This window comes from Acidimicrobiia bacterium (genome assembly GCA_041393965.1).
Lineage (GTDB): Bacteria > Actinomycetota > Acidimicrobiia > Spongiisociales > UBA5794 > UBA5794.
Window position 1 is genome coordinate 201,611 of record JAWKJB010000001.1, and the last position, 20,186, is coordinate 221,796.

Sequence of the window (20,186 nt, forward strand, 5' to 3'; positions counted from 1 at the left end):
TGGTCAGGCTGTGGATGTCATCGCAGCTATCCGTGCCTCAGCCTCGACAAACCATGCCGAGAAGAACCTCGATGCCACAGCAGCCATCTCAGATTCGGCGGCCGTGATCGTCGCAACAAGTTCAAGATCCGCTCCTGCCCGATCCATGAACTCGGTCGTCACCGGCTGGGCGACCCAGAGGTTCAGATCGTCGATCGTGAGCTCCGGATGAGGCTGCACCCCGAGCGCAGAGCCGAATCGGAACACATGGTTGTACTCGTTTGCGCTCATGAGGCGTGCCCCGGGAGGGAGGGTCCATGTGTCCTGGTGGAAGAGCGCGACGCGTCCCGAACCGAGCGCGGTGACGACCGGATCGTCGTCGACGAGCAATATGAGCCGTTCAAAGCTCACCTCAGGCCGGTCGGCGAGATAGGCCTTCCCCCCGAGGGCGTCCGCGAGCATCTGACTCCCGAGACAGATTCCGAGTGTCGGGACGCCCTCGTGGACGACCGAGGCAAGAAACTCCTTCTCATCGACCAGATACGGATACTTCTCCGTTTCGTAGGCGCCCATCGCCCCGCCGAGGGCCACAACGGCGTCGAACGCGTTCCGATCCGGGATCGCCGCCCCGTCCCAAAGATCGACGAGGATCAGCTCGTGGCCGTGCTCGCGGGCAACATCAGCGAGTCGCCCTGGCGGGTCCAACGGATCGTTGACGAGTCCGAGGATTCTCATTTGGTGTATTCCTCCCGCAGCGTACGGCGCATGATTTTGTGGCTCGCGGTCCGGGGCAGCACTTCGATGAGGACGACATCGTGCACGCGAAACAGGGGATTGAGTCGGGCGCGGATCGATCCTTGGATTTGTGCGGTGAGTCGGGGGAGATCGATGCTGGCATCCTGCGCCGGCACCACGAACAGGACAAGGCGGTCCGGTCCGCCACCCGGTGGTGGGCTTGCGATCGCGGCAAGCTCCTCGACGCCGGGGAGATCACCGACGGCTGACTCCAATTCTGCTGACGACACTTTGATTCCGCCGAGGTTCATCGTGTCATCGACCCGCCCGAGGGCTTGCATCGTCCCGTCCGGGAACCGGCGGATCTGATCCCCGTGCCGTCGCAGAACCCGGTCGCTCGTTGGGACTCGTTCGTAGTACTCGCGACGATGGTCCCGGTTCAACAGCTCGGTCGACAGGCCGATCGACGGGGGAACGAGGAAGACCTCGCCGACATCGGCCGGGTGGCCTTCGTCGTCGAGGATCACGAGATCCAACCCGAGTGCTGGTGTCGTGAACCGTGACGGGACCGCGTCGTGCAACACGGTGCCCGCGAGGTAACCACCTCCGATCTCGGTGCCTCCGCAGTACTCGATCACGGGCACGCCTCCGGCCGTTGCCATGAGCCATGCGTAATCGTCCGGACTCGACGCTTCCCCCGTCGACGACAACACCCGGACCGTGGTCCAGTCACCCGGTTCCAGGGTGCCATTGGAACGCCACGACGCGACGATGGATGGAACAACGCCGAGCATTGTGACGCCTGCGGCCTCGACGAACTCGACGAACCCCCGCGTGGTCGGCGCATCCTCGTACAGCGCAAGCGCCGCTCGATTCAAGAGGGCGGCATAGATGAGCCACGGACCCATCATCCAACCGAGGTTCGTTGGCCATGCGACGACATCCCCGGCGTGGATGTCGTGGTGGTACCGGCCGTCCATGGCTGCCTTGATCGGAGTGGTGTGTGTCCACGGAATGGCCTTCGGCTCACCGGTGGTCCCCGACGAGAACAAGATGTTCGTATGAGCGCCGGGAGCCATTGCGATCGACTGGAACGCCGCGTTCCGTACGACGAAGTCGTCCCACAAGCAATCGTCGGGCCGGAGGTCGATCGACGCCCCGGTCGGCACGACGATCGCCGGTGGTCCACCGGCGTCGACGCACTTGCGGTACATGGGGAGTGTTCGCCCGAGACGGTGCGCCTCGTCCTGGGTCACGATGGCGACGGGATCGGTGATGCCGAGCCGCATCCGGATCTCGTCGGCGGCGAAGGAATCCGCGATCGACACGACCACGCCACCCGCCGCAACGATGCCGAGGTACGCAACAACCGCATGCAAGTTCATCGGCATCGCTATGGCGACGCGGTCACCCGGCTCGAACCCCGCAGCGGAGAACCCTGCGGCGAATTCGCCGACGAGCGATCTCAGCTCCCCGACCGTCACACGCAGCATCCGGCCCGATTCGACGCTGATGACGGCCGTGGCCCGCTCATCGTGGTCGAGGCACGATGAGACAATGTTGAGCTCGGCGCCGGGAAACCACTCAGGGTTCGTCACATCACTCGACCCGCGGATCGCCGCAGGAGATGTGGCGAATTCGATATCGAGGTCGTCGATTGCAACCTGCCAGAAGGCATCGGGCTCCTCGACGGACCATCGGTGGAGATTCTCGAAGGTGTCGACACCGACTTGGGTCATGAGCCCGGTGAGTTGGGCGCGTCGGGAGGTCTCCGCGTTCGGTCGCCAGCAGACCGGTGCGTCGTCGGCGGGATTGCCCATCGACAGTGAGGCTACTCCCGCGGGGAATGATCGCATGTCGCGTTCGCCATCGCGTAGTGTGGGGGAAACGCGGGAGGCGAAACTGATGCACGGACGAAGACGATGGCAGGCAATGGGCATTCTTGCGGGGACCGTGTTGCTCACGGTGGGGGTGCTTGCCGCCCCTGCGAGCGCCGAGGTGATCCAGGGCCCGTGCACGGGAAGCGCCACGTTCGAGAACGGGGTCACGGTCACCGAGTCGACACCGTTGAGTACGGTTGTCGAGGTGCCGCCGGAGGGCGATGTCGACTACACGGGCTCAACGCACCTGTCGGAACCGCCCGAAGAGGAAGCATTCTCCGGATCGGTGTCCCTCGAACTCGACATGGGTGTGAGCTTCGCGATCGTCAGCTGGCCCGATCCTCCCGGCGAGACGAAGCTGACCGAGAAGGCCGGGACCTACACCTACGAGGTTCCGGGCTGGATCCCTCGAGGAACGGGCCCGATCAAGGTCACTGCCACACACACCCAGCGCGGACAGGTGTGCACCGTCGCCTTCAACGCGACGATCGAAGGCAGTCCAGGAGCGGCGGCAGCCGTAGCGACCGGACTCACCGCTGCAGCCGGCGCCGGAACGGTCGCAGCCGGAATCAAGAAGAAGGGCAAGTGATGAAGGGCAGACCTGTTCTCGGTGTGATATGCGGATTCCTGTTCGGTCTGTTCCTCGGGCCAACCCTGTGGCTGTGGGGAGTGATCGAGCTCGCGTCACCGCTCATGTGGATCCTGCCCCTCGCAGGCATCGTACTGGGTATCGCGTTGGCGGCATGGGCGCCGTTCGGCAAAGCTGACACCGACCGTGACGAGGTGCCGATGACCGCCGCCGACCAGGGCGCGGAACGCGAACCGGTCGCAGAAGCGGGGATGCCATCGCCCGCCGATGGTGGCGACGACACCCCGAGCTCATAGGTCTCACGACGCTGGCCGTGCGCCCCGTCCCATGAGGTACGCCGCGTTCAGGACGCCGCCGACCGTACCTCGTGGCTTCTTCGGCCTCGACGAGTTGTCCTGATGCGCCCGTCATTCGCCGGTGCGGAGCGCCAACCACCGGGGCGTTCGGTGAGCAGGGAGCGATGACGGAACCGGTTTGGCGCGGTTCGCGATTCCACATCGGGTACACGATCGTGGTCTTCGTGGTTCTGGCGTCGCTCGACAATGCAGCGATCGCCCTCATCCCGTCGATGGTGCCAGAACTCGAGGAGACATTCGGGGTTGGGACCGCAGCGATCGGGTTGCTCACGGCGACACAGATCTTCGTCACCGCGATCACCGCGGTCGGTTGGGGATACCTCGCGGACTCTCGGACGCGCAAGCGGCTCCTCTTGTGGGGAACCCTGATCTGGGTCGTGGCGATGGCAGGCTCAGGGCTTACCGAGGCGTTCGGCGCGCTGTTCGGTCTTCAGGCCGTCGCTGGGATCGGACTCGGCTCGATCGCGTCGGTGGGATTCTCGGTGATCGCGGACTTCGTTGCCCCCAAGCGACGCGGGCTCGCCATGTCCTTCTGGGGCCTGTCCCAGGGCATCGGAACCCTCGCAGGCAGCCTGCTGGCGAGCCAGGCCGGTGCAGGGGACCACACGCCACCGTTCCTCGCGATCTCGGCCGCTGGCCTCGTGTTCGCCGCCCTGTACCTGTTCTCGTTCGAGCCACCCCGCGGCTTCCGTGAACCGGAACTCCAACACCTCCACGCACAGGGCGGGACCTACGACCACACGATCTCGGCAGATCAGGTTCGCGATGTCGCCCGCATCAGGACGAACCGATGGTTGGTCCTCCAGGGCCTCACGGCGCAGATCGCGTACGGGTCACTCATCTGGGTGCCCCTGCTGTACCAGGAGAAGGTCATCGCGCAGGGATACAGCGCGGAAACCGGCCAGCGCGTCGGGGGGCTGTTCGCGGCGATGTTCACCGTAGGGGCGTTGTTCTCGATCCTCGCGGGCCACATCGGTGACCGGTGGCAGCGTCGCAACCTCGGCGGGCGAGCCTATGTCTCGGCGATCGGGATCCTCGGAGCGGTCCCGTTCTTCCTCATCTTCTTCTGGATTCCGCTCAACGGGCTCGATGTCACCGACGGGGCTTCGACGAGCACAGCCATCGGTGAGGTGGTCATCGAGCTGTTCACGAATCCGTGGGTCGCCGCCGCCTTCGTTTCGGCCCTGGTCGCCCTTGCGCTCACCTCAGCCGACTCCCCCAACTGGTTCGCCCTCATCTCAGATGTGAACCTGCCCGAGCACCGCGGCACCGTGTTCGGTGTCGGGAACTTCGTCAACGGCGTTGGTCGCGGGATCGGCACCGGCCTGACGACGGCGACCGCCGAGACACTGCAACGCAGTCTCCCCCCTCCGCTCGACCTCGCCCTCAGCCTTTCGCTCTTCCAGGTCTTCTTCCTCCCGACCGGGTGGTGCTATTGGAAGGCTGCCCACAGCGCACCAGACGACATCGCTGCGGTGCGCGCAACCCTCCGAGCGCGCGGCTGAGGGTTCTCCTCTCCTCCCCGCGGGGGACATCGCGCCATGCGGGAGGGGACTTCTCGCGAAACAATCACCGAAACGCGAAAACTGCCAAGCGCATGACCTTGCGATGGGGTCGACGGGGACGGTACAACTACCACACTTCCCCCGTCGTGTGGGCGTTTCGCCCGCACTGCGGACCATAGTTGACGACCAACAACTTTGTAATTACACTCGTGCAACCCTACCCAACATCTTGGGGGTCTCCCGGGTTTCGGGACACCATATGTTGTGGGTGTGGACAAGTTTGTGGACAAAGTAGGAAGAAGGGCCACCCCTCGGGTGACCCCCGTCGAGGAGCAACAATCCATGGCACAGGGCCTCAAGATCGAGCGTCGTTTCACCACCGAGGGCATCAGCCCCTACGACACGGTCACATGGTCCAAACGAGACTCCCGGATCACCAACCCCGACGGATCGGTTGTGTTCGAGATGAAGGGTGCCGAGATTCCGTCGGGATGGTCGCAGGTCGCCGCCGACATCATGGTGTCGAAGTACTTCCGTAAGGCGGGGGTTCCCCAGGTCGACGACGACGGCAATGCCATTCTCGACGACAACGGTGATCCGGTCCTCGGCCCCGAACGGTCGGCACGCCAGGTCGTCGATCGTCTCACCGCCACCTGGCGCTGGTGGGGTGAGGAACACGGCTATTTCGACTCGCCCAACGACGCGCAGGTCTTCGAGGACGAACTTGCATACATGCTGCTGCACCAGATGGCAGCGCCCAACTCCCCCCAATGGTTCAACACGGGTCTGCATCATCGCTACGGCATCACGGGACCCGAACAGGGCTTCTGGTTCGTCGATCCCGAGACCGATGCCATCACACCATCGAAGGATTCGTACAGCCGCCCCGCACCGCACGCCTGCTTCATCCAGTCCGTCGAAGATGATCTCGTGAATCCCGGTGGCATCATGGATCTGTGGGTGCGCGAGGCGCGGCTGTTCAAGTTCGGTTCCGGCACCGGCTCGAACTTCTCAAGCCTGCGGGCCGAAGGCGAACCGCTTTCGGGTGGTGGCAAGTCGTCCGGGCTGATGTCGTTCCTCAAGGTCGGCGACAGGGCGGCAGGCGCCATCAAGTCCGGCGGAACGACGCGGCGCGCCGCGAAGATGGTAATTCTCGATGTCGACCATCCGGATATCGAGACCTTTGTCGCTTGGAAGGCCAACGAAGAGCAGAAGGTCAAGGCACTGATCGCTGCTGGCTATCCCGCGGACTTCAACGGCGAGGCATACGCCACCGTGTCGGGCCAGAACTCGAACAACTCGATACGGATGACCAACGACTTCCTCGAGGCCGTGAACAACGACGGGGACTGGCACCTCACCCGACGCACGGATGGCGAGACAATGCGTACCGTCAGAGCAAGGGACCTGTGGCGTCAGATCGCAGAAGCCGCATGGGCATCGGCGGACCCCGGGGTTCAGTTCCACACAACCATCAACGAGTGGCACACCTCCCCCGCAGGCGGCGAGATCAGGGCGTCGAATCCCTGCTCGGAGTACATGTTCCTCGACAACACCGCATGCAACCTCGCGTCGTTGAACCTCGGGAAGTTCTACGACGACGCGTCGGGCGAGTTCGGCCTCGACGACTACCGCTACGCAATCCGCCTGTGGACCGTTGTACTCGAGATCTCCGTCACCATGGCCCACTTCCCGTCGAAAGAGATCGCACGAGGTTCCTACGACTATCGGACCCTCGGCCTCGGCTACGCCAACCTCGGCTCCGTCCTGATACGGATGGGCATTGCCTACGACTCCGATCAGGGCAGGGCAATCGCGGGTGCGCTGACCGCAATCCTCACCGGCTACGCGTATGCCGCGTCGGCCGAAATGGCAAGCGTCGTTGGTGCCTTCCCCCGGTACGAGGAGAACGACGCCGCGATGACGAGGGTGATCCAGAACCACCGACGCGCCGCGTATGGAGCCGAGCAGTTCGAGTACGACCGGATCAGCCACACCGTGGTCGGCATCGACCAACGGCTGTGCCCTGTGGCGATGCTCGACATGGCCCACGACGCATGGGACACGGCGTACGAACTGGGCCGTGTTCACGGATACCGGAACGCGCAGACGACCGTCCTCGCACCAACCGGCACGATCGGCCTGTTGATGGATTGCGACACGACCGGTGTCGAACCCGACTTTGCGTTGGTCAAGTTCAAGAAACTCGCTGGTGGGGGCTACTTCAAGATCGCGAACCAATCGATCCGTCCGGCGCTCGCCAAGCTCGGGTACTCCGACACCGAGATCGCAAGCATCATCGACTATGTCGTCGGCACGATGACCCTCGAGACCTCTCCACACATCAACACGAGAACGCTCCTCGCCCGCGGGTTCTCCAAGACCGACATCGCGAAGATCGAAAAGACCCTGCCCGGCGTGTTCGAGCTCGGGTTCGCCTTCAACCAATGGACCCTCGGTGAAGACACGATGCACCGGCTCGGTTTCACGCCAGACGAGTACAACGGACTCGGGTTCAACATGCTCAAGGCGCTCGGCTTCACGCAAGACGAGATCAGCGAGGCGAACGACATCGTCTGTGGGAGGCAGACCATCGAGGGCGCGCCCGGGCTCAAGGACGAGCATCTCGTCATCTTCGACACCGCCAACCGGAACGGGAGACATGGCGAGCGGTTCATCCATCACAAGGGCCACATCCGGATGATGGCGGCGGCCCAACCGTTCATCACCGGTGCGATCTCCAAAACCATCAACATGCCGAACGAAGCCACCATCGACGACATCGAGGAGTCGTACGAGCTGTCGTGGAAGCTCGGCCTCAAGGCGATGGCTCTGTACCGGGACGGTTCGAAGGCCTCCCAGCCGCTGTCGGCAACCTCGGACGAGGGCACCGGTGACGACGAGCCACCGGAGATCTCCGACGCGATCGACCGTGAGGTCGACATCTTCGCTGGGTTGTTCCAACCGGGCATTTCACCCACCCAGGCGTATGACTCGGTGCCACGCCCGAGGTTCCTGCTCCCCGCCCGCAGATCGGGTTTCACGCAAGAGGCGAGAGTGGGCGGCCACAAAGTGTTCCTTCGGACCGGCGAGTACGAGGACGGCACGCTCGGGGAGGTTTTCGTCGATCTCGCCAAGGAGGGCGCGACGCTGCGGGGCATCCTCAGCTGTTTCGCGATCGCCGTCAGCAAGGGCCTCCAATACGGCGTGCCCCTCGAGGAGTATGTGGACACCTTCACCTTCCAGACCTTCGAGCCGCGGGGCATGGTGGAGGGCCACCCCAACATCAAGATGGCCAACTCGATCGTCGACTATGTCTTCCGCGCGTTGGGTGTCGAGTACCTCCACCGCGACGAACTCGCGCAGGTTCCACCGGATCGCTCCGGTGAGCTTCCGGAGCCGCCCTCGGGCATGGCGGTCGACGCCGGGTTCCAGCTCGACCTGACCGATGCCGCCATGGAGTCCGACATCGATGCACAGGTGCGGGCAGCGCGGTTCACCGATTCCGATCAGGTGCCCAGCACCTCCAACGGATCGCAGCTTGCTCGACAGCCAGCGACGACGACGGCCGATGCCGCGGCGATGGCGGCCGGTGCCGTCCAGACAGCCGGTGTCCAGGCACTGCTCGCCGACAAGATGGGAGACGCTCCGTTGTGCGACACCTGTGGCCACATCACGGTGCGGAACGGCTCGTGCTACCGGTGCCTCAACTGCGGCGATTCGAAGGGCTGTAGCTGACGCCGGGCAGGGGTGTTCTCGGGGTACCCAACCCCGGACGCGGCCTCGGTGAGGCACAGTCGATCGGATACCGTTGACTTCGCGGGGCGGGATCGTCCACGCATACAGGGATTCCGCGCCTAGGGTTCGGGAATGCACCAAGCACCCGGACTCGGGCGGAGGCAAAGCATTCCTGGGCAATCATTACGAAGAAAGCTCGTTGCCGCCGTCCTCGTCGCAATGGCCGTCTTCGGTCTCCCCGCCGCTGCTTCGGCTCAGACCAAGTCCGATGTCGATCGGGCCGAGGCGGAGCTCCGCAGGGCCGAAGCGCGCAAGACGGAGGCGTTCGCACGCTGGGAGACCGCCAAGGATGCACTCGATGTCGCGATCGCCGAGTTCACCGACATCAACGCCCAGCGCGAAGACCTCACGGTCCGCATCGACAAACTCGAACGCCAGATCCGATTCCATGAAACCGAGGCCGCGGCTGCCGAGAACCGGGCGCAATCCCTCATCATCGACACCTACACCAATGGTGGGAACGGAGGAGTCGAAACGGCGTTCTCGCTGGCGTCGATCCAAGACATTCTCATCTCGCAGATCCTCCTCGACGAGGCAACCGTTCGGGGACTTTCCGACCTCGATCAGCTCGCCGCGGTGAACCGCGAGGTCGAGCGTCTCAAGATCAACCTCTCCGACCAGGAAGCGGAGGCGCTCGTCCTCGAAGCCGAAGCCGAGAGGAAGCTTGGCGAGGTCCAGGTCTTGTATGCCGAAGCCGACGCCGCGTATGCCGACGCCAGCGCCGATGTTCGCGAAGCGATCGACGAAGTCCGTGAGGAACAGCGCCAGTTCGATATCGCCGAGGCCAAGCGCAAGGCCGAACAGGCAGCCGCGGCCCACACCGCAGCCAACGGTGCCGCTGCAGGGCTCCCACCCGATGCCATCCCGGGATTCGTCTGTCCCGTCCAGGGAGGATCCACCTTCATCAACTCATGGGGCTATCCGCGCTCGGGCGGGACCAGAACACACAAGGGCACCGACATGTACTCGTCGACGGGCTACGGCCATCCGCTCGTCGCGGTCCAGGACGGATCCATCAAAAAGAAGGTCGTCAACCTCGGGGGTATCGTCGTGTACCTCTACGACGACGCGGGGTACCGCTACTACTACGCCCACCTCCAGGGGTACCCCGACGGACTTGTCGACGGGCAGCGCGTCACCAAGGGCCAGGTCATCGGCTACATGGGATCCTCGGGGAATGCGGGCTCACCCCATCTGCATTTCCAGCTCCACCCCGGTGGCGGAGCTGCGGTGAATCCCTACCCGACCGTCCGAGCGGTGTGTTGACACAGCTGGGATTCGTTTGGTCTAGGCTCCGGTTAGCGAACGAGGGGATGAGGTGACCGATCGGCCAGACCAGGAGGGCGCAGGGCGCACTGCTCCGCCGATCGGCCTCATCATCTCTGGGATCATCGGCCTCGTTCTCGTCATCTTCATCTTCTCGAACAACCACACCACCGAAGTCAACTTCCTGTGGCTCGACACCCGGATGCCGATGTGGGCGGTGATCCTCATCTCCGGCGCCCTCGGAGCACTCCTCGGCTGGTCGATCCCTGCCCTCCGACGCCGCTCCCAGCGCAACAAGTAGCAGCGCGTCCGCGCGGCTGGTCGGGCCGCCGATAGGATGGCGGCCGTGGGAGACAACGACCGCACCGCCGATGCGCTGCCGGGCCCAGAGGAGATCACCGGTGAACTCGAACCCGTAGCGCCACCCACTCCCGAGACCCCAACCGAACCGGACGCCGCCGCACGGTCCGACACCACGAAAGGGCTCGGAAAGGTCCTTTTCACGGGGCTCCTCGGGGTCGTCATCGTCTTCGCCATCGCCCTCGATCCCAACAACACCTTGCGGTTGGAGGAGATCGTGGCGATCCTCCTGATCCTGTTCGGGACGATCGAGGCCGTCTCCAGCGTTCGCAATGGGGATCGGCTCGATCGATACATCCAACCCGCGGTGGCCATCGGTGCCGGCGTAGCGATCTGGATCTGGCCAGATGAAACGCGGCGAGTCGTCGGACTCATTCTCGGAGCCGTGATCCTGCTGCGCGGGGTCATCGACACTTGGTCGGGTCTGTGGCGTCGCAACCAGCGAGGCACCAACATGTGGGTTTTCGTTCGGGGCCTCATTCTGATCGCAATGAGCGGCCTCGTCCTGTTGATTCCGTCCGCCGCGGTCCCGGTCGCTGTCATTGGAGGGGCCCTTCTCCTCATCGTGCGCGCCGTCCTGGGTGTCTGGTATGTCGTGTCGAGACGGACCGACGACCTTCCGATCGACCCGGGGGACACCTACGCCATCGTCGCATACATCTTGTCGAGTCGAGACCTCCCGGAAGAGGATGTCCACCGCATCGACGACATCGTGTTCATTCGTCGGATCGACCCAAAGCAGCGCATCACCCGCTTCGCCGTCCTGATGGCGCTTGCGACGACCATCGCGACATTCGGTATCGCCGTGGACTCGACCGCGGTCGTCATCGGCGCCATGCTCATCGCGCCGTTGATGACCCCGATCCTCGGTGTTTCGGCGGGGTTGATCAACGGGCGCTCCCGTGCCGCCATGGACTCAAGTGCCGTCGTTGCCGGTGGCGCCATCGGTGCCGTCGCGCTCGCGTGGGCACTCAGTGCCCTCATCCCGAACCTCGCAGAGGTCGTCGAGAACAGCCAGGTCGTATCCCGAACCGCACCGAGCCTGCTCGACCTCGCCATCGCCGTCGCAGCAGGTATCGCAGGTGCCTACGGCGTCTCGAAAGCGGAGACCTCGGACGCGTTGCCAGGTGTCGCCGTGGCAATCGCCCTCGTACCGCCGCTAGCGGTCATCGGTATCACCCTCCACGCCGAGGACCTCAACCAGGCCGCTGGAGCATCCCTGCTGTTCCTGACCAACCTGTTCGCCATCATCCTGATGGCTGGTCTTGTGTTCCTGATCGTCGGTTACGGCTCTTGGAGCAGACTCCACTACCGCCGCGATCGTATTCGAACAAGCTTCGCCCTTGTCGTGCTCGGCGTCATCCTCATCTCGATCCCGCTTGCCCTCACCGCGCGGAAGATCTTCACGGCGTCGAATGACACAAGGAACGCTTCGGCGGCCGTCAGCGAATGGCTCTCAGAGGAGTTCCCCGGTGACGAGGTAACACCGCTTCGCATCAACGCAATCGAGGTGAACGGCGATGTCGTAACCGTTCAGTTGATCGGCTGGGTCGTGCCCCCGCCAACCGACCGCCTCTCGGAAATCGTCTCGGACAGGGTGGGGCGCTCGATGGGCGCCGTCGTGCGCTGGATCGAAGAACAGATCGACTTCACGCCCGAGTCGGACCCCACAGAACCATAGGTCGGGCGCGGCCGGCGATGCGCCGGTGACGGAGATGGCCTCGCCGCCTCACTCCCACTGCTCGATGTTCTCGACGAGGTGCATGCTGACATCGTGCACGCGGTCGAGGACATCACAGAGCGTGTCCTGTGTGAACATCACATCGACGAGTGACCGCTCCACCTTGCCGATCACCGACAGGCGGTTGTCCGTTCGCTCGTCGAGAGCGCCCATGGACTGCACCGAGTTGATCTCGATCGGAAGATCGATGCCGCCGATTCCTGCCAGTTCGGCCGAGAGCATGATCAAGTCTGGTTGGCGGGTCATCGGGGGCAGCGACCAGTTGAAGTAGAAGATGACCGTGAAGTCTCCCGCGGCGTCTTCGGGAACATCTTCAACTTCGGCGAGCAAATCCTCGAATTTCAGGAGAAGTCGAGGCTCGACATCGAGGGAGATGTGCAAATCGAGCGGCCCCGCACACGCCTGCGCGGGATGAACATCGATCTCCCATGCCTGGCGCAGCGTGTAGGTCTCGACGAAATGCCGCTCATCGTGTACATGGAACCCATGTTCCATGGCGTGATCCTTGAGGTAGGTCACGGTGGAAGCGAGATCCACAGCCATCAGGCGGTGCCCCCCGAGAGTCGTTCCATCGCTCCGACAGTGCGGCACCCTCCGGCCCCGAGGCGCTGCTCGGGTGCTCTCCGCTGTGCCGACAGGAGACCGAACGACGCGGCACAATGCGGTGCACCGACGGGGGCGATCATCGTCGTGGGGCGCTTCACGCTCCGAAGGTACCAGAGATCCGATGGCTCAGAACACCCCTCAAGGCCCTCCGGGTGGGCGTGCGGTCTCGCGTCTCGAGCCCCTTGCGATCCCCAACTGAACCGTCGCAACGGCCAAGACCACGAGGATCACGCCGATCCACTGGATCGTGGTGAGGTCCTGGCCGAGAATGATCTGAGCCCCCACGGCGGCGACGACCGGTTCCGCGGTCGCTATCACCCCAACGATGCTCGAACGGAGCACTCGCAACGCTCCGAATTCCAGCAGGAACGGAACCGCGGTCCCGACGACCCCGATCACGAGGAGATCACGCCAACCAGCCGCGGGAAGATCAGTTGGAAATGCCCACACCGGTAGAACAACCACCCACAACACCGACGCGAACGCGAACCCCCACACACTGACATGCCGTGGATCGAACTGACCGGAGACCCACTCACCGACAAGGAGATAGCTTGCGAACGCCGAGGCGGCGAGCAGACCCACGAGCACCCCCGGCAGGTCAGACGGCCCGAGAGACCATGCTTCGGTGACGAACCCGACTCCGAGCACCGACACGATCGCGGCCGACCAGACAATTGGCGGGACCCTCGTTCGTCGAACAACAACGAACCAGACAAGGACAAGCGTTGGCCCGAGGAAGTGGATCGTTGCGGCGGGACCAACGCCGAGAAGATCGATCGCAAGGTAGAACACGAACATCACCGCGGCGAGGTTCGCCCCGAGCACCGCGAGTTTCCAGAGCCCCCGGGTCGGCCGCAGCACGCCGGCACGCCACGCGAACGGGGCAAGTACCACTACCGCAATCACAGAACGAACCTGGGCGACCCGACCGGGAGACACCATGTCGAACACACCCCCCGCGACGACATCGGCGATGCCGAACATGACGGCAGCCGAGAGCGCGAGCACCGCTCCCCTGTACCCGCGTGAGTCGCCGATCGAGCTTGACACTCCGGCGATGCTATCGGCGGGCCCCCGTTGTAGGCTCGATACCCTGATCGAGGAGTAACCATCGGCCGCCCTATGCGCTCGGCAGCCTGCCGTATTCGCCGGCCTGTGACATCACCATCGTGCGAGAACACAGCCGGTCGGGCCCATCAGATGCAACCTTTCGGACCCGACGCGGGTTCTTCCTTGTATGAGCGCCGCACCGCCCATGGATGATCGCCTGATTCTGCGTGCCCTCGTCGATGACTTCGACAATGGTTTCACTGCGCTCGTGGCGGAGCATCAACGCGGCATCTACTCGGGAGCACGGCGCTTGACCAACCGAGCAGAAGACGCAGAAGATGTCGCCCAGGACACCTTCGTTCGCGCGTACCGGGCGCTTCGGTCCTATGAGGAAGGACGGATCCGCAGCCTGCAACTCCGGCCGTGGCTGTGGACGATCGCCCTCAACCTGTGCCGGAATCGGGCAAGGGCAAAGATGATCGAGGTCGAGCTCGTCGAGAGCGACGGCGCGGGCGACCAATCGCCCGCGATCTTCGACTCGGATGCATGGAACCGGCGCCTCGCGTCCCTCAACTCGGGCCAACGGGAGGCGATCGTTTTGCGCTATGTGCTCGACCTGCCCCTCGCCGAGATTGCCGAGATCACGGGACGGCCGGTCGGCACCGTCAAATCTGATATCTCGCGAGCCCTCGATCGGCTCCGCGCAACGATGCAAACGGAGGTGTACCTTGCCCGATGACCTACGAGACCTCGAACAGGAGCTGCGAGCACTGAGATCTGTGCCCCCGGATGCGCTCTTTCCGGAGACCGTCGTCGGCGTCGGTGCGGCCGATGAGGCAGCTCTCGCAGACAGCCCCGTCGGCCCCGTGTGGATCGCATGGAGCGTCCGTGGAGTCACGGCACTGTCGCCCGTGTTCGCTTCGAAGTCCTTCGAGGACTTCAGCAGGTCGCACCGTCGGACCGCCTTCGAGCGAGATGCTCTGCCAGCTGACCTCGGCGACGCGGTCGTCAAGGCACTCGACACCGGCAATGCCAACGATGTCCCGATCGACCTGTCCGGTGTTCGGCCCTTCCAACAGCGCGTGCTTGCGGCCTGCTCGACCATTCCGGCCGGTGAGGTGAAACCGTACCAATGGATCGCCGTGCGGATCGACAAGCCAGCGGCGGCGCGAGCTGTCGGGACCGCACTTGCTCGAAACCCCATCCCGCTCCTCGTACCGTGCCATCGGGTCGTGCGAGCCGACGGCTCGGTTGGGAGCTATGCCTTCGGTGCGCAACGCAAGCGCGACCTGCTCATTCGTGAAGGGGCACTCCTGCACTGACCCTGCCGCCATTGGATGGCCCGACGCCCGACACCGGTACGATGACCCGGTGACAGACCTCATCGACACGATCCGGGACTCGGTCATCGGAACCGACCATGCAGTCCCCGGGCCTTTCGGACCGCGCCGGGTCACCTACGCGGACTACACCGCCTCAGGGCGTTCGTTGTCATTCATCGAACGCTACATCGCCGAAGTGGTGCTGCCCTTGTACGCGAACACCCATACCGAATCGTCGGGGACGGGGCGCCAGACCTCACGATTCCGCGAGGATGCCCGCGAGATCATCAGGCGGTGCGTGCACGCGACCGATGAGCATGCGGTTCTTTTCGTTGGCTCCGGTTGTACCGGAGCGATCGATCGGATGATCCGGGTCCTCGGACTCTCGCTCCCTGATCGTCTCGACGCTCGGTACCACTTCTCGGATCAGATTCCCGACCGCGAGCGGCCGGTCGTATTCATCGGGCCGTTCGAACATCATTCCAACGAGCTCCCATGGCGCGAATCAGTCGCCGAAGTCGTCAAGATCGGCGAGGATCGCGACGGACACATCGATCTTGAGCACCTCGAGGCCGAACTCGTCCGGTACCAGCAACGCCCCCTCAGGATCGGATCGTTCTCAGCAGCATCCAATGTGACCGGCATCATCTCTGACACCGCCAACATTGCTCGGTTGCTCCACAGGTACGGTGCACTCTCGTTTTGGGATTTCGCCGCCGCGGCGCCGTATGTGTCGATCGACATGACCATGGAAGACGAGCCTGACGCCTACAAGGACGCCATCTTCATCTCCACCCACAAGCTGATCGGCGGGCCCGGTACCCCCGGGTTGCTCATCGCACGCAAGGCGCTGTTCACCAATGCCGTGCCGGGCCTCCCGGGCGGGGGCACCGTTCGATTCGTCAACGCCAATGAGCACGAGTACCTCACCGACATCGAACACCGCGAAGAGGGTGGAACCCCAGCGATCGTCGAATCCATCCGCGCGGGGCTCGTCTTCCAACTCAAAGAAGCCGTCGGCACGGAGCGAATCCGCGCCATCGAAGACGACCTGATCGGAAGGGCGATCTCAGCCTGGAGGGAGAACCCCAACATCGAGATCCTCGGGAATGCTGCCGCTGATCGGCTCTCGATCGTTTCGTTCGTCGTGCGACACGAAGGGCAGTATCTCCACCACAACTTCGTCGTCTCGCTGCTCAACGACCTGTTCGGGATCCAATCACGGGGTGGCTGCTCCTGTGCGGGCCCATACGGACACGCGCTCTTGGGCATCGACACCGAACGGTCCCGTCATCTCTCCCACGAGATCGCGCTCGGATGTGAGGGGATCAAACCGGGCTGGATCAGGGTCAACTTCAACTACTTCCTTTCCGACACAGTCGTCGAGTTCATCATCGACGCCGTCAACCTCGTGGCGACCCATGGGTGGAAGCTTCTGCCCTGGTACCGGTTCGATCCTGGTTCGGCGACCTGGACACATGTGGACGGCAAGGGAGAGACGCCTTTGTCGCTCGACGGCGTCTCCTATGCCAACGGTCGGATGGAATACGACATCGATCCCGAAATCATCGGCGAGGAACGCCTCGGCGACTATCTGGCCGAAGCCCGGAGCTTGCTCGAAGGACTCAATCCGGGGGATGGGCCGGCTCAGGACGATGTGAACGCAACGGCATCGTTCAACGATCTTCGGTGGTTTCTCCTCCCGAACGAGGTGCGCACCGGTGGCTGACACACCCTCCTGGTTCCGCGATGCCGTCGCCGTCGTCCCCGAGACGCACACCGTACCTGTTGACGGTGCCGGTATCCGCTATCTGTCGTGGGGCACGAAAGGCAAGCCGGGACTCGTCCTCGTCCACGGTGGTGCAGCCCATGCCGAGTGGTGGTCCTTCATTGCCCCGTTCTTCTCTACCGACTGGCATGCGGTGGCTCTCGACCTGTCCGGACACGGCGACTCCGGATGGCGTGATCGTTACGGGCATCCGACATGGGCTGCCGAGATCCTCGGCGTCGCCGACGATGCAGGGTTCCCCGGGCCACCCGTGGTGGTTGGTCACAGCCTCGGAGGCATGGTGACGATCCAGGTGGCCTCGGCACACGGTGACGCACTGGCGGGCGCCGTGATTGTCGACACGCCGGTCAGGGCACCGTCCCCCGAAGAAGACGAGGCGGCCGCGGGTCGCGCCTTCCGCTCGCCCGGCGTGTACGAGACGCTCGACGAGGCGCTGGAGCACTTCCGTCTGATCCCGGCTCAGCCGTGTGAGAATCGCTTCATCGTCGATCACATTGCACGGCACTCGCTCCACGAGACCCCGGCGGGATGGACATGGAAGTTCGACCCGAAGCTGTTCCGTGGGAATGTTGTGCCACTGAGGGACCAGCTCAGCACGGCAGCGTGCCGGATCGCCCTGTTCACGGGTGCATATTCGACGATCGTCCCGCACGATGTCGCCGAATACATGTATGACCTGATGGGGCGGGTTTCCCCCGTGATCGAGATCCCCGAGGCCCATCACCACCTGATGCTCGATCAGCCGCTTGCCTTCGTCGCTGCCCTCCGGACGCTCCTCGCGGACTGGGATCACTCGATTCCATTCGCGCGACCGAACGACCGGACATAGACTGCGGCCATGGCGAAGGCTTCAACGGATCAGCTCAGCCTCGAAGAGGCCTACCAAGCCGCGTTCTTGTGGTTCGACCACAAGGGGGAGCCCCCGACCAACATCAGTGAGCCTGCGCATGGGTCCGTCCAGCTCGAGACCGAGCACACGATTGCACGGGTCCGGTGGTCGCAGACCCCAGCGGGCCAACGCGCCGTGCTTGCCATCTTGCGGACCGCCGTTGAGCACAAGAAGCTCGCGATCTTCTCGGCTTCGGGGTTCACGCCCGGAGCGATCTCGGTCGCAGAGACCCAGGGCATTGCCCTGTATTCCTTCGATGCATGGGGGGTCGCTCACGCCGAGACCAGCCATGCGCGTTCGCTTGCACCCGCAACGCCACCAGACCCTCCTTTCGCCCCCAAGCAGCCCGAGCGCGTGGGACCTGCCGAGATCGGAATCGACTTCTGGTCGGACCGGCGTCCGCGACCGGTCGAACCCGAAGAGTCGACAAGTCAAGCGGCGGGTACGAACCCCGACGACTGGGAGGAATGCTCGAACTGCGGGACGACCCACTTCCGTACAGCGCAGTTCTGCAGGGATTGCGGGACGCACCTCCTAACGGGCACGAGGCACATCGTGGGTTCGGAGCCATCCGAGCTTGGCCTGCGGTGCCGAGCCTGCGGCAGCGACGATATTGTCCCCGCCGAACTCGACGAAACGATCAGCTAGCGCGGTCGCGGCGTGTTGCGCGTGACCTGCGTTCCGCCAGCTCGTCTCCGGTGATCGACAGCGGGCGTCCCGCCAATTCCATTCGTCGTGCCAAGGCCGTCCGGAACCGCTTCGGGCACGCCACGAAACCCGCAAGTGGGACGATCTCGCCCCGAGCAAACATACGACGCTCCTCGCCTGTGACCTCGACCGGCGGTGGAACGGCGAGCGGCTGACCCGGAATGGTCCCCTCCTCGATGCACGTGATCGTGCCCGAATCCTCGGGAAGGATCGACACCCGGATGTACCACGGAAGGAAGCTCGTCGTGTCGTCGTAGTCGAGGCTCATCTCGTCGATGGACTCGTACGGGATCCTGAACGCATAGTCATCCGGATCGGATCCGACGACGAGAAACATCGCTCGATCCGAGAGGAGCCAGAACATCACCGAGCGTTCGCTTGCCCGCCGATCGAGCCCTGAGGCGGAACGGTCGAGTGTCTCGTCGCCGACCGTCAGCGGCCTCGCCTTCGATTTGGCCTCCCCGCGGCCAAGCTCGAGCACGGACTGCTTGAACGCATACAGGAGCGACATGCGGCCAGACTACCCCGCTGCACGCACCGAATCCGCAAGGACCGAGGTGCTTCGGTTGGTCGAGACCGTCCCGCCGAGTGACCGACAGCTACGGTCGGGTCAAGCCCAGCGGCGACGCCCACGAAGTACCCTCCCGAACATGCCAAAGGACCTCTCCGCGACCGGGAAGCACTTCGCATGGTCGTGGCCCCTCGCCGATTGGGACGCGATGTGGCGACCGTCGATGTGGCTTCGCAAACCCCCCGAGCCGCACCGAGCGCACATCTTCCACCTCGCGGCCATCTATGGGCTTGCGTTGTACGCCAACATCGTGTCAAACGAGATTCTCGACCGCGTGTGGCACATCCCGTTCCAACTAGGGATCCTCGGGATCGCACTCGTGATCTCGCGTCGAGCTGGCACCACATGGACAACACTCGGCCTGCGGCGGGACCGTCTCAGGCGCGGCGCGATCGCCGGCGGGTTCATCATCGGAGTCGTCGCGATCGGGATCGCAGTCGGGATCGCGATCCCTGCGACCCGGGAGCTGTTCATGGACGAAACGATCGTTGAGTCATCGGTCGGCTATGTCCTGTTCCAGGCACTGGTGCGCATCCCGATCGCAACCGCTCTATACGAGGAAATCCTCTTCCGAGGCATCATGTTCGGAATGCTGGTTCGTCGCCACACACCGCTCGTTGCGGGCATCATCACTTCCGTTCTCTTCGGCTTCTGGCACATCCTGCCCACCCTCGACACCATTGATTCCAATCCTGCCGGAGCACTGTTCACCGGATGGATCGGATCGACAGTGGCCATCACCGGCGCAATCGCCGGGACGGCAGCCGCAGGGATCGGGTTTCTGTTCGTGCGCCTGTACGCCAACTCGACCCTCGCGTCGATCCTTGCCCACATCGGCACCAACTCCGTCGCCATGCTTGGCGCCCTGATCGTCGTCCATGCCCTGTAGCACAAGCGCTTGACATCGCGAGCACGACTTGCGATCCTGCCAAGCCGCGGTGCCGAAGGGACTGCTCAACGCGACCCGAGGAGGATCGATGCCGAGGCTCATCTCGCCGACTCCATCATCCCCAGCTTTCGGGCGCGCGCGTTTCAGCTG

At 64.0% G+C, this 20,186-nt stretch carries 19 protein-coding genes; 13 read left to right on the forward strand and 6 right to left on the reverse strand.

Features of this window, described 5'->3' with window-relative positions:
• Positions 1–3: 3 nt before the first annotated feature.
• Together R2823_01105 and R2823_01110 are read right to left on the reverse strand one after the other, a co-directional pair.
• Complete coding sequence (locus tag R2823_01105; protein ID MEZ5174790.1) at positions 4–714, reverse strand: type 1 glutamine amidotransferase; 711 nt, start codon at positions 712–714, stop codon at positions 4–6.
• Positions 711–2,534 (reverse strand): AMP-binding protein, encoded by a 1,824-nt coding sequence (locus R2823_01110; GenBank protein ID MEZ5174791.1) that lies wholly within the window; start codon positions 2,532–2,534, stop codon positions 711–713. Before R2823_01110 ends, R2823_01105 begins: the two co-directional genes overlap by 4 nt.
• An 85-nt stretch (positions 2,535–2,619) precedes the next feature.
• Here R2823_01110 and R2823_01115 point away from each other — a divergent pair, with 85 nt between their 5' ends.
• The 7 genes from R2823_01115 to R2823_01145 all read left to right on the forward strand — a co-directional run bounded on the left by R2823_01115 (position 2,620) and on the right by R2823_01145 (position 12,149).
• The gene (locus tag R2823_01115) at positions 2,620–3,183 is read left to right on the forward strand and encodes a hypothetical protein (protein ID MEZ5174792.1); all 564 of its coding nucleotides are present in this window, start codon (positions 2,620–2,622) and stop codon (positions 3,181–3,183) included.
• On the forward strand, positions 3,183–3,479 hold the full coding sequence (locus R2823_01120; protein ID MEZ5174793.1) for a hypothetical protein: 297 nt from the start codon (positions 3,183–3,185) through the stop codon (positions 3,477–3,479). The genes R2823_01115 and R2823_01120 overlap by 1 nt, the downstream gene beginning before the upstream one ends.
• A 164-nt stretch (positions 3,480–3,643) precedes the next feature.
• A complete protein-coding gene (locus R2823_01125; protein ID MEZ5174794.1) occupies positions 3,644–5,044 on the forward strand; it encodes an MFS transporter in 1,401 nt (466 codons plus the stop codon).
• Positions 5,045–5,359: 315 nt separating this feature from the next.
• The gene (locus R2823_01130; GenBank protein MEZ5174795.1) at positions 5,360–8,782 is read left to right on the forward strand and encodes a vitamin B12-dependent ribonucleotide reductase; all 3,423 of its coding nucleotides are present in this window, start codon (positions 5,360–5,362) and stop codon (positions 8,780–8,782) included.
• A 132-nt stretch (positions 8,783–8,914) separates the two neighbouring features.
• Positions 8,915–10,108 carry a peptidoglycan DD-metalloendopeptidase family protein gene (locus R2823_01135; GenBank protein MEZ5174796.1) on the forward strand — a complete coding sequence of 398 codons (1,194 nt, stop codon included), beginning with the start codon at positions 8,915–8,917 and terminating at the stop codon, positions 10,106–10,108.
• Positions 10,109–10,160: 52 nt separating this feature from the next.
• The gene (locus R2823_01140; GenBank protein ID MEZ5174797.1) at positions 10,161–10,409 is read left to right on the forward strand and encodes a LapA family protein; all 249 of its coding nucleotides are present in this window, start codon (positions 10,161–10,163) and stop codon (positions 10,407–10,409) included.
• 45 nt (positions 10,410–10,454) lie between these two features.
• On the forward strand, positions 10,455–12,149 hold the full coding sequence (locus tag R2823_01145) for a DUF389 domain-containing protein (protein ID MEZ5174798.1): 1,695 nt from the start codon (positions 10,455–10,457) through the stop codon (positions 12,147–12,149).
• 48 nt (positions 12,150–12,197) lie between these two features.
• Here R2823_01145 and R2823_01150 read toward each other — a convergent pair whose 3' ends face one another.
• Genes R2823_01150 through R2823_01160 form a run of 3 tightly spaced genes read right to left on the reverse strand, consistent with a single transcriptional unit; the run spans position 12,198 to position 13,868 of the window.
• The gene (locus R2823_01150; GenBank protein ID MEZ5174799.1) at positions 12,198–12,752 is read right to left on the reverse strand and encodes a hypothetical protein; all 555 of its coding nucleotides are present in this window, start codon (positions 12,750–12,752) and stop codon (positions 12,198–12,200) included.
• Positions 12,752–12,913 (reverse strand): hypothetical protein, encoded by a 162-nt coding sequence (locus R2823_01155; GenBank protein ID MEZ5174800.1) that lies wholly within the window; start codon positions 12,911–12,913, stop codon positions 12,752–12,754. Before R2823_01155 ends, R2823_01150 begins: the two co-directional genes overlap by 1 nt.
• A 40-nt stretch (positions 12,914–12,953) precedes the next feature.
• On the reverse strand, positions 12,954–13,868 hold the full coding sequence (locus R2823_01160; GenBank protein ID MEZ5174801.1) for an EamA family transporter: 915 nt from the start codon (positions 13,866–13,868) through the stop codon (positions 12,954–12,956).
• 205 nt (positions 13,869–14,073) lie between these two features.
• On the opposite strand from R2823_01160, the gene R2823_01165 reads away from it, so the two are divergent.
• Genes R2823_01165 through R2823_01185 form a run of 5 tightly spaced genes read left to right on the forward strand, consistent with a single transcriptional unit; the run spans position 14,074 to position 18,516 of the window.
• Entirely contained in the window at positions 14,074–14,607 is a 534-nt protein-coding gene (locus tag R2823_01165; protein ID MEZ5174802.1) for an RNA polymerase sigma factor, read from the forward strand.
• Positions 14,597–15,190, forward strand: coding sequence for an MGMT family protein (locus R2823_01170; GenBank protein ID MEZ5174803.1), 594 nt, complete (start codon positions 14,597–14,599; stop codon positions 15,188–15,190). The genes R2823_01165 and R2823_01170 overlap by 11 nt, the downstream gene beginning before the upstream one ends.
• Before the next feature lie 49 nt (positions 15,191–15,239).
• Positions 15,240–16,919, forward strand: a complete 1,680-nt coding sequence (locus R2823_01175) for an aminotransferase class V-fold PLP-dependent enzyme (protein ID MEZ5174804.1) — start codon at positions 15,240–15,242, stop codon at positions 16,917–16,919.
• Complete coding sequence (locus tag R2823_01180) at positions 16,912–17,808, forward strand: alpha/beta hydrolase (protein MEZ5174805.1); 897 nt, start codon at positions 16,912–16,914, stop codon at positions 17,806–17,808. Before R2823_01175 ends, R2823_01180 begins: the two co-directional genes overlap by 8 nt.
• A 9-nt stretch (positions 17,809–17,817) precedes the next feature.
• Complete coding sequence (locus R2823_01185) at positions 17,818–18,516, forward strand: hypothetical protein (protein MEZ5174806.1); 699 nt, start codon at positions 17,818–17,820, stop codon at positions 18,514–18,516.
• Here the strand turns inward: R2823_01185 and R2823_01190 are convergent.
• On the reverse strand, positions 18,509–19,087 hold the full coding sequence (locus R2823_01190; protein ID MEZ5174807.1) for a hypothetical protein: 579 nt from the start codon (positions 19,085–19,087) through the stop codon (positions 18,509–18,511). The genes R2823_01185 and R2823_01190 overlap by 8 nt on opposite strands.
• Positions 19,088–19,226: 139 nt before the next feature.
• Between R2823_01190 and R2823_01195 the strand changes: the two genes are divergently transcribed.
• Entirely contained in the window at positions 19,227–20,036 is an 810-nt protein-coding gene (locus R2823_01195) for a type II CAAX endopeptidase family protein (protein MEZ5174808.1), read from the forward strand.
• Positions 20,037–20,186 lie beyond the last annotated feature (150 nt).

Coding starts and splice junctions, on each gene's coding strand:
- R2823_01120 (MEZ5174793.1), top strand. CDS start 3,183: ATGAAGGGCAGACCTGTTCTCGGTGTGATATGCGGATTCCTGTTCGGT.
- R2823_01110 (MEZ5174791.1), bottom strand. CDS start 2,534: ATGGGCAATCCCGCCGACGACGCACCGGTCTGCTGGCGACCGAACGCG.
- R2823_01165 (MEZ5174802.1), top strand. CDS start 14,074: ATGGATGATCGCCTGATTCTGCGTGCCCTCGTCGATGACTTCGACAAT.
- R2823_01115 (MEZ5174792.1), top strand. CDS start 2,620: ATGCACGGACGAAGACGATGGCAGGCAATGGGCATTCTTGCGGGGACC.
- R2823_01185 (MEZ5174806.1), top strand. CDS start 17,818: ATGGCGAAGGCTTCAACGGATCAGCTCAGCCTCGAAGAGGCCTACCAA.
- R2823_01150 (MEZ5174799.1), bottom strand. CDS start 12,752: ATGGCTGTGGATCTCGCTTCCACCGTGACCTACCTCAAGGATCACGCC.
- R2823_01135 (MEZ5174796.1), top strand. CDS start 8,915: ATGCACCAAGCACCCGGACTCGGGCGGAGGCAAAGCATTCCTGGGCAA.
- R2823_01190 (MEZ5174807.1), bottom strand. CDS start 19,087: ATGTCGCTCCTGTATGCGTTCAAGCAGTCCGTGCTCGAGCTTGGCCGC.
- R2823_01195 (MEZ5174808.1), top strand. CDS start 19,227: ATGCCAAAGGACCTCTCCGCGACCGGGAAGCACTTCGCATGGTCGTGG.
- R2823_01125 (MEZ5174794.1), top strand. CDS start 3,644: ATGACGGAACCGGTTTGGCGCGGTTCGCGATTCCACATCGGGTACACG.
- R2823_01105 (MEZ5174790.1), bottom strand. CDS start 714: ATGAGAATCCTCGGACTCGTCAACGATCCGTTGGACCCGCCAGGGCGA.